Source organism: Tamaricihabitans halophyticus (assembly GCF_004340875.1).
GTDB lineage: Bacteria > Actinomycetota > Actinomycetes > Mycobacteriales > Pseudonocardiaceae > Tamaricihabitans > Tamaricihabitans halophyticus.
Map to the genome: position 1 here is coordinate 137,251 of NZ_SLXQ01000008.1, position 13,647 is coordinate 150,897.

A 13,647-nucleotide genomic window follows, 5' to 3' on the forward strand; every position below is an offset into this window, starting at 1 on the left:
ACACGCATGGCCATTGCGTACCAAGTTGATCGCCTTGCTGACCAGCCTGCTCGCCGCGGTCTGCGTGGTGATCGGGGTACTCACCGAAGTGTCCCTACACACCTTTCTGATGCGCCAGCTTGACGAGCAGGTAGCCGGCGCGAGTGAACGGGCGGCGCGGTTCGCCGGGCCGCACCGGGAATCGCGGACGGCCACGAGCCCGGGAGCGGCCGACCCACTGAACGCGCCAGGGCAGGCAGCCGGAACCCTCACCGCGCGGATCATCGAAGACGAAGTGGTAGTGGGCGGACGGTTGTCGGTGGCCGCCGGCGACCGGGAACCGCTCAATTCGGCGCAGCGCGCCGCGGTGCGCGCGATACCCGCGGATGGCTCGCCACGCACCATTGACCTCGACGAGTTCGGCTCCTACCGGTTGGTGGCCAGGTCCACCGAGCCCGATGAGGTCGTGGTTACCGGGCTGCCACTGAGTTCGGTCAACGACACGATGATCAATATCGGACTGTTGGTCGCCGGCGTGACCCTTGCCGGTCTGGTAGCGGCGGGCGCCACCGGTGCCGTCCTGGTCCGGCGTACGCTTCGGCCGCTGGACCGGGTTGCCGCGACGGCAAGCGAAGTGACCCAGCTGCCGCTGGACCGGGGTGAGGTGACGCTTCCGGTGCGGGTGCCGGATCTAGGCGCCGCACCGAACACCGAAGTGGGCAAGGTGCGCGCGGCGTTGAATCACATGCTCGGACATGTGGCTGGAGCCCTGGCCGCGCGGCACGCCAGCGAGACCAGGGTCCGGCAGTTCGTCGCGGATGCCAGCCACGAACTGCGCACCCCGCTCGCCGCGATTCGCGGGTACGCCGAGCTGACCAGGCGAACCCGAACCGAACTGCCGGCGGATGTCGCCTATGCGATGTGCCGGGTGGAATCCGAGGCCGCGCGGATGACCGAGCTGGTGGAGGATCTGCTGCTGCTGGCCAGATTGGACTCCGGTCGGCCGCTGGCTTCGGCCGAAGTCGAGTTGAGCCGGTTGGTGGCCGACGCGGTCAACGACGCGCATATCGCCGGGGGCGAGCATCGCTGGCTGCTCGAGCTTCCGCCGGAGCCGGTGACGATGCGCGGTGACTCCGCCCGGCTGCATCAGGTGCTCGCGAACCTGCTTGGCAACGCGCGAACGCATACCCCGCCTGGCACCACGGTATGTACCACTGTGGACAGATTGGCGGACGAGGTGCTGATCTCGGTTGTCGACAACGGCGGCGGGATCGCGGCGGAGTTGCTGCCGAACGTGTTCGAGCGATTCGCGCGCGGCACCTCGTCGCGATCGCGCGGGCAGGGCAGCACCGGGCTCGGGCTGGCGATCGTGGCGGCGGTGGTCGCCGCGCACCGCGGTTCGGTCGAGGTGGACAGTGCCGAAGGACGCACCGCGTTCCGAGTTCGGCTGCCTACCGGCGACACGGGGCGGTAGGCAGCGTCGACACAGCCAACGCACAGCGTGGGCACATCGGATACCAAGCCAGACTGGCCAGGCTCGCGGTATGACGACTACCCGGCTTCTGCCGCGCGGCGCCCAGCCGGTCGCCGCGACCGCTCAGCTCATCGGGCGGGCCACCACGCGCGCCCGGTTGGCCCTGATCGTACTGCTGGCCGCCACCGCGCTGCTGTACCTGGTCGGGCTGGACGCCTCCGGCTGGGCGAATGCCTACTACTCGGCGGCCGCCCAAGCGGCGAGCGAAAGCTGGCTGGCGCTGCTGTTCGGATCCACCGACGCGGCCAATGCGATCACGGTGGACAAGCCGCCGGCCGCGTTGTGGCTGATGGGATTGGCGACCCGACTGTTCGGCGTGAGCTCGTTCGTGATCCTGCTGCCGCAGGCGCTCCTCGGGGTCGCCTCGGTCGGGATGCTGTACGTGACGGTCGCCAGGTACGTGGGCCGGCGCGCCGGACTGCTCGCCGGAGTGGTACTCGCGCTGACCCCGGTCGCCACGCTGATCTTCCGGTTCAACAACCCGGACGCGCTGCTGGTGCTGCTGCTGATCATCGCGGCTTATTGCGTGTCGCGCGCCGTGGAAACCGCCAGCGTGCGCTGGCTGGTACTCGCCGGCGTGCTGCTCGGTACCGCGTTTCTGACCAAGATGCTGCAAGCTTTCCTTGTCGTACCCGGCTTCGCGCTGGTGTATCTGCTCGCCGCGCCAACCACCGTGGCTCGCCGGATAGGGCAGCTACTCGCCGCAGGTGCTGCCGTCATCGCCGCGGCAGGCTGGTATGTGCTGCTCGTTGAGCTGTGGCCAGCCGAGCAGCGGCCGTACATCGGTGGCTCGCAGACGAACAGCTTCATCGAGTTGATCGTTGGCTACAACGGTTTCGGTCGGATCACCGGCGACGAGGTCGGCAGCCTCGGTGGCGGGGGGTTCGGGAGCGATCCTGGACCGCTGCGATTGTTCGGTACCGAGTTTGGCGGCCAGATTGCCTGGCTGCTACCTGCCGCGCTGCTCGCCTTCGGTATCGGACTGTGGCTGACCCGAGGCGCGCCGCGCACCGATCGGACGAGGGCGAGCCTGCTGCTCTGGGGCGGCTGGTTGGTGAGCACCGCGCTGGTGTTCAGCGTGATGAACGGGATCATGCATGCCTATTACATGGTCGCCCTGGCGCCGGCGATCGCGGCGCTGACGGGTATCGGTGGGGCGTTGTGCTGGCCTCGCCGCGACGATCCCGTGGTTTCCGGAGTACTCGCCGGCGTCGTGGCCTGGACCGGGGTAACCGGCTACGTACTGCTGGAACGTGCCGGCACGGCGCTTGCCTGGCTCGGCCCGATCGTGCTGTTTGGCTGCCTGTGCACCGCCACGCTGCTACTGGTGGCACCCCGGCGAACGCGTGGCATCGCGGTACTGACCAGCACCGCGCTGTTGCTTGCCCCGCTTGGCTTCTCGGTCGCTACCGCGGCGAGCCCACAGAGCGGGGCGCTGCCATCGGCCGGGCCGGGCAGGGCTCAGGGCGATGCTGGAGCCGGAAACCGAGCGCGGGGTGGCGGCGCGGCTGGCATGCTGCATGCCCCCGAACCGGGCGAACGGCTGGTATCGATGTTGCGCGCGGCCGAGGCTACGAGTACCTGGGTAGCCGCCACGGTCGGCTCGAACAGCGCGGCGGGTTACCAGCTCGCCACCGGCGCGCCGGTGCTCGCGCTCGGTGGTTTCAACGGCACTGATCCTGCCCCCACGCTTGCCGAGTTCCAACGCTATGTGGCCGAAGGGCAGGTACGGTACTTCATTGGCTCCGGTGTGGACCTGACCCCGAACGGGGGGAGTGACGCGGCGAACCAGATCGCCGGGTGGGTTGCTGACAACTTCGCGTCGACCACAGTGGACGGAGTCGACGTTTACGAGTTGCCGCGATGAACGGCGTACCCACAGCTGGCGCACAGCTCAGGCACACGAGCAACCCAGCCAGTGCCGCGAACGTGGTGTCCATGACCGCAATCCAGCCCACGGAGGATATCAGCGCGCCGCTCGGCGCGAGCCCGATCGACACCGATACGGCGAGTCCAGTCCTGGATGTCGTTGTTCCGGTATACAACGAGCAGGAGGACCTGGCGCCCTGCGTGCGCAGGCTGCACGCGCACCTGACGAGCCAGTTCCATTTCCCGTTCCGGATCACCCTCGCGGACAACGCGAGTACCGATGGCACGCTGGCGATCGCCAAGGCACTCGCCATGGAGTTCGACGAGGTCACGGTACGGCACCTCGAGCGTAAGGGGCGAGGCCATGCGCTGCGCTCCGTGTGGTCTACATCGGACGCTCAAGTAATGGCCTATATGGACGTGGACCTGTCCACGGATCTGGCCGCGTTGCTGCCGCTCGTCGCGCCACTGCTTTCCGGGCACTCGGATCTGGCCATTGGCAGCCGACTTTCCCGTGGCGCTCGGGTGGTGCGCGGCGCCAAGCGAGAAGTGATCTCGCGCTGCTACAACCTGCTGCTCCGGTCCACACTGGCCGCTCGGTTCTCCGACGCGCAGTGTGGCTTCAAAGCGATTCGGGCCGATGTCGCGGCCAAGCTGCTACCGCATATCAGTGATCCGGAGTGGTTCTTCGATACCGAGTTGCTGGTCGTGGCGCAGCGTTGTGGGCTACGCATCCATGAGGTCCCGGTCGACTGGGTGGATGATCCGGACAGCCGGGTGGATATCGTGGCGACCGCGATCGCGGATCTGAAGGGGATCGCCCGGTTGGCAAGGGCGTTCACCACCGGGCAGGTGCCGGTCCGCTCGCTGCGTGCCCAGCTTGGCCGTGCGCCCATCGGGGTGCAGGCGCCCGGTGTGCCGACCAGCCTGCCGCGGCAGCTCGTCCGGTTCGCCGCGATCGGGGTGTGCAGCACCTTGGCCTACGTGCTGCTTTTCCTGCTACTGAGACAAGGTCTGGGCGCCCAGGCGGCCAACTTCACCGCATTGGCCGGTACCGCGATAGCCAACACCGCGGCCAACCGGCGGCTCACCTTCGGCGTACGCGGTTGGCGGCATGCCGGGCGGCACCAGTTCGAGGGTTTGCTGATCTTCGGGCTCGGCCTGGTGCTCACCAGCGGCGCGCTGACCGTGCTGCACGCGCTGGCCGATCCGGATCGAGTGTGGGAGGTGGCCGTACTGGTGTTGGCCAACCTGGTCGCCACGATCCTGCGGTTCGTGCTGTTGCGCGGCTGGGTATTCAACCCGCGCCGGCTACCGGACTCGGCTGGAAAGGCGCGGTGAACGTGGCAACGATGATCGTGGACAGTGCGCGCGATCGAGCCGAGGTGCGGCAGCCACACTGGTCGAGCCGGCTCGGGCTGCCGCTGCTGCTGTTCGGTACCGCGCTACTCTACCTGTGGAACTTGGGTTCGGCCGGTTACGCGAACGGGTTCTACGCGGCCGCCGCGCAGGCCGGCAGCCAGGACTGGACGGCGTGGCTGTTCGGCTCGTTGGATCCGGAAAACACCATCACCGTGGACAAACCGCCGGCCTCGCTCTGGTTGATGGGATTGTCCGGCAGGGTGTTCGGATTTTCCCCACTGAGCATGTTGCTGCCCCAGGCGCTCGCTGGGGTCGCGGCCGTCTGGTTGCTACACGCCGCGGTGCGCCGGACTTCCGGTACGGCCGCCGCGCTGATCGCCGGTGCCGCGCTGGCGTTGACCCCGGTCGCCGCGCTGATGTTCCGGTACAACAACCCGGACGCGCTACTGGTGCTGCTGCTGGTCGCCGCCGCGTACTGCCTGGTCCGGGCGATCGAGCAGGCCGGGACGCGATGGCTGGTGCTGGCCGGCACACTCGTCGGATTCGCGTTCCTCGCCAAGATGTCTCAGGCCCTCCTTGTGGTCCCCGCGCTGGTGCTGACCTACCTGCTGGCCGCGCCGGTGGGACTGGCCAGGCGCATCGGGCAACTACTTGCCGCCGGGGTCGCGCTGGTCTGTTCGGCTGGTTGGTACGTGCTACTCGTGGAACTCTGGCCGGCGGGGCAGCGCCCGTACATCGGCGGTTCGACCGGCGACAGCATCGTGGAACTCGCGCTCGGGCACAACGGTGGCAGCCGCATCCTCGGCGGCGGCAGCGGGCCGGGCGCCGGCCAGTCATTCAGCGGAGACACCGGGATGACCCGGTTGTTCGGGGCGGAGTTCGGCACCGAGGTTGCCTGGCTACTGCCGGCGGCACTGATCGGTCTTGCCGGCGGGCTGTGGTTCACCCGATCGGCATCGCGTACCGACCGGGGCCGGGCCGCGCTGGTGCTGTGGGGGACCTGGCTGCTCGGTGGTGGTGCGGTGCTGAGCTTCATGGCCGGTTCCACGCACTCCTACTATGTGCTGGTGATCGCGCCGCCGCTGGCCGCGCTCGTGGGTATCGGCGGGTACGAACTCTGGTGCGGCAGGCGATATCTGCCGAGCCGGCTGTTACTCGCCGCGGTCGTTGCCAGCACGGGTGTCACCGCGTTCGTGCTGCTGGCCAGGACTCCCGACTGGCTGCCGGCGCTGCGGTGGGCGGTGCTGATCGCGAGCGTGCTGCTGGCGAGTGGAATCGCGCTCGGCGCCCATCGATTCCGGCGAACGAGTCTGGTGATCGCGGTGGCTACGCTGCTGACCGGGTTCGCCGCTACCGGCGCCTATGCCGTGGCTACCGTGGCCACGCCCAAGGCCGGCACGCTGCCCGTTTCCGGTGCCGCGTCGCAGAACAGTGGGCGAGCGGTGGTTCGCGATGACCCCGAGTTGATCGCCGCCTTGCGTGCCACGACCGAGCGGTGGGCTGCCGCGACCGTCGGCGTCGACCTCGGCGCGGGAATGCAGCTGACCAGCGAGCGGGCGGTCATGCCGATCGGTGGCTTCTTCGGTAAGGATCCCGCGCCCACTCTCGAGCGGTTCCAGGAGTACGTGGCAGCCGGTGAGATCGGCTATTTCGTGCTCGATCCGGCCGGTTCGAGCACGCGCGGTAGTGGTGCCGGTGGAGGCCAGCGTGCCCAGCTCGGCGAGGCCGCGCGGATCAGCGAATGGGTAGCGGCGAACTTCACCAGCGACACCATCGGCGGGTACACCGTGTACGACTTGCAACCGCATTACTCTTGACGATTGCGGTGACAGAGAGTTGGTGAACTGAGGATGGTAGCCCGGCGCAGCGCTGGCGTGCTGGTCTTTCGTGAGCGATCCGGGGAGACCCAGGTACTACTCGGACATATGGGTGGCCCGTTCTGGGCACACCAGGATGACGGTGCCTGGTCGATCCCGAAAGGTGAGTACGAGGACGACGAATCGGCATGGGACGCGGCCCGGCGAGAGTTCACCGAGGAGCTTGGTTTGCCCGTACCGGTGGGTGAATTTCTCGAGTTGGGCACCATCCGGCAACCAGGTGGCAAACTCGTCACGATCTGGGCGGTGCGCGGTGACCTCGATCCAGCGACCGTGGAGCCGGGGACCTTCGAACTCGAATGGCCACCCCGATCGGGGCGGTTCGAGGAGTTCCCCGAGTTGGACAGGGTCGAGTGGTTCTCGCTCGACGCGGCGCGGCCGAAGCTGGTACGCGGCCAGCCGGAATTCCTGGCGCGGCTGGCCGAGCGGCTGGCCGCCTAGTCCTCGGCGAGGGCGGTGAGGATGTCCTCGCCGTACTTGGCGAGCTTGTTCTCGCCGACGCCGCCGATCGAGCCAAGCTCGGGTAGCGAACGTGGCCGGTCGGTGGCGATCTGCCGGAGGGTCGCGTCGTGGAAGATCACGTAGGCGGGAACACCCTGCTCCCGTGCCGCCGATGCCCGCCATGCGCGGAGTCGTTCGAACACCGGAGCGGCCTCGGCGGAGAGCTCGACCTGGTTGGCGCGCCGGTTCCCGCGCGAGCTTGGCGTGCTCGATTCGCGTTTGGGCTCATGCCGCAGCCGCACCGTGCGCCGCTGACCTAGTACCTCGCCGCTTGACTCGGTGAGCACCAGCGTGCCGTGCACCCCTTCCACGCTGAGCAGCCCCTGTGCGAGCAGCTGGCGGATCACCCCACGCCATTCGGCTTCGGCCAGCTCGGTGCCCACGCCGAACACGGTCAGTGAGTCGTGTCCGAACTGACTGACCTTGCTCGTGGTCTTGCCGAGCAAGATATCCACGATATGCCCGACACCGAAACGTTGATTCCGCTCCCGGTCCAATCGGTACACTGTGGACAGGGCTTTCTGTGCGGCGACGGTGCCATCCCAGGACTGGGGCGGTTTCAGGCAGGTGTCACAGTTGCCACATGCTTCGCCGGGTTGCCCGAAGTAGCCGAGTAGCTGGATACGCCGGCATTCCACGGTTTCGCACAGCGCGAGCATCGCGTCGAGGTGATTGCCGAGTTTGCGCCGATGCGCCTCATCGCCCTCCGAGGTCGCGATCATCTTGCGATGCTGGACGACATCGGAGAGTCCATAAGCGAGCCATGCGGTGGACGGTTGACCGTCTCGCCCGGCTCTTCCGGTTTCCTGGTAGTAGCCTTCCACCGATTTCGGCAGGTCCAGATGCGCGACGAAGCGAACGTCCGGCTTGTCGATGCCCATCCCGAACGCGATCGTGGCCACCACGACCAGGCCGTCTTCCCGGAGAAAGCGAGCCTGGTTCGCCGCGCGGGTCTGGTTGTCCAGCCCGGCGTGGTAGGGCACCGCTTCGATGCCGTTCTCGGTCAGCATCCGCGCGGTCTTTTCCACTGAAGCACGGGACAGGCAGTAGACGATGCCGGCCTCGCCATGGTGCTCGGCCCTGAGCAAGTCGAGCAGTTGTTGTTCCGGCCGGTTCTTCTGCGCGATCCGGTATTGGATGTTGGGCCGGTCGAAGCTCGCCACGAAATGCTTGGCTTCGGTGAGGTTCAGCCGGTTGGCGATCTCGGCCCTGGTCGCCTCGGTGGCCGTCGCGGTGAGCGCGATCCGTGGTACCGATGGCCAGCGCTGGTGTAGCACGGAAAGGGTCAGATAGTCGGGGCGGAAGTCGTGCCCCCACTGCGCGACGCAGTGTGCCTCATCGATCGCGAACAGCGCGATGTCGGCGCGGTCGAGCAGCCGCAGGGTGCCCTCCATCTGCAGCCGTTCCGGCGCGAGGTAGAGCAAGTCCAACTCGCCGTCCAGGAGTGCCTGCTCGACCCGCGCGCGCTCCGCCGACTGCTGGGTGGAGTTCAGGAAGCCGGCGCGCACGCCGAGGGTGTGCAACGCGTCCACCTGGTCCTGCATCAGCGCGATCAACGGTGAGATCACGATCCCGGTGCCAGGGCGTACCAGGGCGGGCGTCTGATAGCAGAGCGATTTGCCGCCACCCGTTGGCATCAGCACCAGCGCGTCGCCGCCGGTCACCACGTGATCGACGATGTCGCGTTGGCCAGGCCGAAACGAGTCATAGCCGAAGACCCGGCGTAGTACGTCCAGCGCCGGGTCGGTCTCCGCAGTGTCTCCGGGGCAAGTCACCTGGCGATTCTATGGTGCCGAGCCGGGGTAGCCGTGCACCGGTCGTGACCACGCGTGCCACGACCGGTGCCGGCACAGGAGACTCAGCCCAGGTTGGGGTACAGCGGTCGGTTGCTGGCCAGCCGTTCCACCCTGGTGCGCAGTTCCCGCTCGGCGGCCTCGTCGAACTCGGGGCGAAGCGCGGCGGCCAGGATCTCGGCCACTTCGGTGAAGTCTTCCGCGGTGAAGCCGCGGGTGGCCAGTGCCGGGGTGCCGATCCGCAGCCCGGAGGTGACCATGGGCGGGCGTGGATCGAACGGAACCGCGTTGCGGTTCACGGTGATGCCCACCGAGTGCAGCCGATCCTCCGCCTGCTTGCCGTCGATTGTGGACTCAACGAGATCGACGAGGATGAGGTGCACATCGGTACCGCCGGTGAGCACTCGCACGCCAGCCGCGGTGCAGTCCGGCTGGGACAACCGATCCGCGAGGATTCGCGCGCCGTCCAGGGTGCGCTGCTGGCGCTCCCGGAAGTCGTCGCCGGCGGCGATCTTCAGCGCCACCGCCTTGGCGGCGATGACGTGCTCGAGCGGGCCGCCCTGCTGGCCGGGGAACACCGCGGAGTTGATCTTCTTGGCCAGTTCCTGCTTGCACAGGATGATCCCACCGCGCGGCCCGCCAAGCGTTTTGTGCGTGGTGGTGGTGACGATATCCGCGTACGGCACCGGGCTCGGATGCAAACCGGCGGCGACCAGCCCGGCGAAGTGGGCCATGTCCACCATCAGCTTGGCGCCGCTGGCGTCGGCGATCCGGCGGAATTCGGCGAAGTCCAGCTGCCGGGCGTGCGCCGACCAGCCAGCGATGATCAGTTTCGGCTGGTTCTCGATGGCAAGGCGCTCGACCTCGGCCATATCGACGAGCCCGGTTTCCTTGTCCACGTGGTAGGCGGCCACGTTGTAGAGACGGCCGGAGAAGTTGATCCGCATGCCGTGCGTCAGGTGTCCGCCGTGTGCGAGGTCGAGGCCGAGGATCGTGTCGCCTGGCTCGAGTACGGCGGTCATCGCCGCGGCGTTGGCCTGCGCGCCGGAATGCGGCTGGACGTTGGCGTGCTCGGCACCGAACAGCTCCTTGGCGCGGTCGATCGCCAGCTGCTCGATCACGTCGACGTGTTCGCAACCACCGTAGTACCGACGGCCCGGGTAGCCCTCGGCGTACTTGTTGGTCAGCACCGATCCCTGTGCCTCGAGAACGCTTACTGGCGCGAAGTTCTCCGAGGCGATCATTTCCAATGTGGACTGCTGGCGGGCCAGCTCCGAGTTGATCGCGCCGGCGACCTCGGGATCGAGAGTGGACAGTTCCGCGGTGAACGCGTTCGACACGGTTACTCCTTGATTAGTTCGGCGTAGGCGGTGGCGGTTAGCAGTTCTGGCTGTCCGGTCACCCGGATCTTCAGCAGCCAACCCTGTCCGTAGGGGTCGGTGTTCACCAGTTCGGGCTCGCTCAGTACTCGTTCGTTGACCTCGACGACCTCGCCGCTGGCCGCGGCGTAGAGCTCACTGACCGATTTCGTGGACTCGATCTCGCCGCAGGACTGGCCCTCGGTGAGCTGGCTACCGGTTTCCGGCAGCTCCACGAAGACGACCTCGCCGAGGGAATCCTGGGCGAAGTCGGTCAAGCCCATCGTGGCGATTTCCTCCGTCACGTCGAGCCATTCGTGTTCCTTGGTGTAGGAGAGATGTTCCGGAACTCGCACGGGGCACCTTTTCAGTTGGGACGGCGGTAGAAGGGAGTTGGCACGACGGTGTATGGCTCGTGGCGACCGCGGATATCGGCAACTAGCTCGGTCCCCGGGGTTGCCGAGGACGCGGCCACGTACGCAAGGGCAACGGGATGGCCGAGCGTGGGGGACAGCGCGCCGCTGGTGATCTCGCCGAGCTGGGTGCCATCGGACGCGCAGACCGGATAGCCGTGTCTGGCCGCCCTGCGGCCGGAGCCGGTCAGCCCGACGAGGGTCCGCTCTGGTTCAACTCGGGCACGTTCGGCGAGCGCGGCCTTGCCGACGAACTCGCCCGGTTTGTCGAGTTTGACGACCCTGCCGAGCCCGGCCTCGAACGGCGTTCGGTCCGCGGTGAGCTCGTTGCCGTACAACGGCATCGCCGCTTCGAGCCGCAGCGTGTCGCGACAGGCGAGCCCGGCCGCGTGCAGTTCGTGCTCCGCGCCGGCCGTGCTGAGCAGGTTCCACAAGTGTGGGGCGAAATCCGCCGCGCAGTACAGTTCGAAGCCGTCTTCACCGGTGTAGCCGGTGCGGGCGAGTAGCACATCGGTGCCGTCGATCTGGGTGGGCGTGCTGGCGTAATACCGCAGCGCGGACAGCTCCGCGTCGGTGAGCTTTCCGACGATCGCGGCCGAGCGCGGTCCCTGCACGGCGATCAGCGCGTACTCCGCGGAACGGTCCGTGACCGTGGCTTCCGGGAAGCCTTCCGCACGCGCGGTCAGCGCGGCCAGGACCGTCGCGGCGTTGGCGGCGTTGGCCACGACAAGAAAGCGGCGCTCGGCCAGCCGGTACACGACGAGATCGTCGAGTACGCCGCCGTCTTCCTGGCAGAGCATCGTGTACCGAGCTCTGCCGATCTTCACCGCGGACAGGTTGCCGACCAGCGCGTAGTCGAGCGCGGCCGCCGCCTGTTCGCCAGTGATGTCGATCTCAGCCATATGCGAGAGGTCGAAGAGGCCGGCTGTTCGCCGGACCGCGTGGTGTTCGGCGAGTTCGCTGGTGTACTTGACCGGCATCCGCCAGCCGGCGAAGTCGGTGAACTGCGCGCCAAGTTGCTCGTGCACGGCGTGCAGTGGTGATGGTGTGCTCAACGATCACTCCTCGATACTCGACCTTGCCGTGTCGGCGCCTGTTCGGCTGGCGGCGATAAGCCAATGGTGCGCGAGTGCCTGCCGGGGCGCGCGGGTGGGTGTGGCCGCCGAGCCCGCTGCTGGGTGGGGCACGGCTGGCGGGCTCGCGTCGGCGAGCGTGGCGGAGTGTCGGCGGTGCGGCGTGCGGGCATCGGAGCTCCTTCGGTCGGCGCGTGGGACGTGTCCCATCGCGTCAGGAACTCCCCCTCTGTCATCGCACCTGAGAGCTTCACCGCGATTTCGCGGCTTGCACCGTGGGTGAGGCGCTGGCGCGCCTGCTTTCCAGAGTGGCCTGACCACTGGCGGTATGGGTACCTGAGAGTTTCTGGGGAGTTTGCTCCTTCGGTGCCCCGTGTGTCCGCACGGAGACTCTCCCGCCAAGGTTTCCACGGCCAAGTATTCGGTTGTTCGGGTCGTTGTGTCGCCGTACCAGGTTCGTACGGTGCGTGACCGTGCCGGCCGCGCCCAGGCAGCCTAGCAAGCTGGCGCCACTCGGGGCCAGGGTCGACAGCCGTACGCGATCAACCGCGTCACTGGGTGGTGCAATAGTCGAGCGCGAGCACCGCGAGCGCGCGGGCGGTGGTGAGTACCTCGGCTACCGGGACGAACTCGTCCGGACCGTGCGCCACTCCGGCATCGCCGGGGCCGTAGTGCAGCGTGGGTATCCCGCCGATCCCGGTGAGCAGTCGGAGGTCACTGCCATAGGGCGCGCCCCAGGTCTGTTGCGGCGCGCCACCAGTGACCGCGGCGTGCGCGGCGCTCACTCGATCCGGTAGATCACTGTGCTCGGCGAGCTTGCCGGCGGCGAACTGGCCGCCCCACCATTCGACGGTGACCGGGTGCTCGCGTAGCCACGGATCCTCGGCATTGACGGCGGCGATGGCGTTCTCGAGTTGCGCGCGGGCTTGCGCCACCGGTTCGTCCAGTGCGACGCCGAGCCGGCCCTCGGCGACCAGCAGATCGGGTACCGAGGAAGCCCAGTCGCCCGCCTGCACGGTGCCGATGGCCAACGGATAGGCGATATCCCAGCGGGACATCAGCGGGTCGACCGCGGCGTTGCGGGCGCGCTCCAACTCGCCAAGCGCACGCCATACCGGCCAGAACTTCTCGATCGCGCTGACTCCGGAGGTGCGACGGGAAGCGTGCGTGGCGTGGCCGCGCACCCGAAGCCGGAACGTCAGCGCGCCACCGTTCGCGGGCACCAGATCCAGACTGGTTGGTTCGGGGATCACGCAGGCATCCGCGCGCCATCCCCGTGCCAGCATCGCGTAGCTACCCAGCCCGCCGTCCTCCTCACCCTGCACGCTGGCCAGCAGCAGATCACCGCGCAATGGCACCGCGCAGCGACGCAGGGCGCGTACCGCCCATACGGCGGCGAGCAGCCCCGCCTTCATGTCGCAGGAACCCCGGCCATGCACGGTTTCCCCGTCGAGTTGGCCGGAGAAGGGCTCGCCGCGGACCCAGGAGGCGCGGTCACCGGGTGGCACCACATCGATATGCCCGTTCAACAGCAGAGTCGGACCACCGCCGGTACCCGGTAGTCGCCCGACGAGCCCCCATGCCTCGTCGCGGTCGACCTCGACGCCGGGAAAGTCCGGCGCGGCGAGTGTTTCGGCCAACGGGATCCGCCAGTGATCGGTGTCCAGGCCGATCGTGCCGAACGTATCGGCGAGTTGCTGTTGTGCCTCGTGCTCCGCCGCGCTGCCGCCAACGCTCGGTACGCGCACCAGTGCGCTCAGGGAGCTGAGCAGTTCGTCCGCTGTCGCATCGATCTCCCGCAGTACGCGTGCTCGCCAGTCGATCCCCATCCGGGCACCTTAACGGTGCTCCGCGGATGATCGCCGTGCCGGCAACCAGTCGGCCTTGA

10 protein-coding genes and 1 riboswitch are annotated in these 13,647 nt (G+C 67.9%); of the genes, 5 read left to right on the top strand and 5 right to left on the bottom strand.

All coding sequences use genetic code 11. The features are described from left to right. The first annotated feature begins 13 nt into the window (after positions 1 to 13). From EV191_RS18525 to EV191_RS18545, 5 genes are all read left to right on the top strand, one after another. On the top strand, positions 14 to 1,453 hold the full coding sequence (locus tag EV191_RS18525; protein ID WP_424565481.1) for a sensor histidine kinase: 1,440 nt from the start codon (positions 14 to 16) through the stop codon (positions 1,451 to 1,453). 70 nt (positions 1,454 to 1,523) lie between these two features. Continuing rightward, positions 1,524 to 3,380, top strand: coding sequence for a glycosyltransferase family 39 protein (locus tag EV191_RS18530; protein ID WP_132878362.1), 1,857 nt, complete (start codon positions 1,524 to 1,526; stop codon positions 3,378 to 3,380). A gap of 71 nt (positions 3,381 to 3,451) precedes the next feature. After that, positions 3,452 to 4,723 (top strand): bifunctional glycosyltransferase family 2/GtrA family protein, encoded by a 1,272-nt coding sequence (locus EV191_RS18535; protein ID WP_132878363.1) that lies wholly within the window; start codon positions 3,452 to 3,454, stop codon positions 4,721 to 4,723. A gap of 11 nt (positions 4,724 to 4,734) precedes the next feature. Next, on the top strand, positions 4,735 to 6,561 hold the full coding sequence (locus EV191_RS18540; protein ID WP_132878474.1) for an ArnT family glycosyltransferase: 1,827 nt from the start codon (positions 4,735 to 4,737) through the stop codon (positions 6,559 to 6,561). 33 nt (positions 6,562 to 6,594) lie between these two features. Beyond that, positions 6,595 to 7,062 (top strand): NUDIX hydrolase, encoded by a 468-nt coding sequence (locus EV191_RS18545; protein ID WP_132878364.1) that lies wholly within the window; start codon positions 6,595 to 6,597, stop codon positions 7,060 to 7,062. Here the strand turns inward: EV191_RS18545 and recQ are convergent. The 5 genes from recQ to EV191_RS18570 all read right to left on the bottom strand — a co-directional run bounded on the left by recQ (position 7,059) and on the right by EV191_RS18570 (position 13,588). Next, positions 7,059 to 8,897, bottom strand: a complete 1,839-nt coding sequence (gene recQ / locus EV191_RS18550; RefSeq protein ID WP_132878365.1) for a DNA helicase RecQ — start codon at positions 8,895 to 8,897, stop codon at positions 7,059 to 7,061. The two genes, EV191_RS18545 and recQ, sit on opposite strands and share 4 nt — an antisense overlap. Positions 8,898 to 8,980: 83 nt before the next feature. Beyond that, positions 8,981 to 10,255 carry a serine hydroxymethyltransferase gene (gene glyA, locus EV191_RS18555; protein ID WP_132878366.1) on the bottom strand — a complete coding sequence of 425 codons (1,275 nt, stop codon included), beginning with the start codon at positions 10,253 to 10,255 and terminating at the stop codon, positions 8,981 to 8,983. A 2-nt stretch (positions 10,256 to 10,257) separates the two neighbouring features. After that, on the bottom strand, positions 10,258 to 10,629 hold the full coding sequence (gene gcvH / locus EV191_RS18560; RefSeq protein WP_132878367.1) for a glycine cleavage system protein GcvH: 372 nt from the start codon (positions 10,627 to 10,629) through the stop codon (positions 10,258 to 10,260). A gap of 11 nt (positions 10,630 to 10,640) precedes the next feature. Further along, positions 10,641 to 11,741 carry a glycine cleavage system aminomethyltransferase GcvT gene (gene gcvT / locus EV191_RS18565; protein WP_132878368.1) on the bottom strand — a complete coding sequence of 367 codons (1,101 nt, stop codon included), beginning with the start codon at positions 11,739 to 11,741 and terminating at the stop codon, positions 10,641 to 10,643. A gap of 332 nt (positions 11,742 to 12,073) precedes the next feature. Next, a riboswitch (glycine riboswitch) is annotated at positions 12,074 to 12,167 on the bottom strand. A 143-nt stretch (positions 12,168 to 12,310) separates the two neighbouring features. Next, positions 12,311 to 13,588 carry an ArgE/DapE family deacylase gene (locus EV191_RS18570; RefSeq protein ID WP_132878369.1) on the bottom strand — a complete coding sequence of 426 codons (1,278 nt, stop codon included), beginning with the start codon at positions 13,586 to 13,588 and terminating at the stop codon, positions 12,311 to 12,313. Positions 13,589 to 13,647 lie beyond the last annotated feature (59 nt).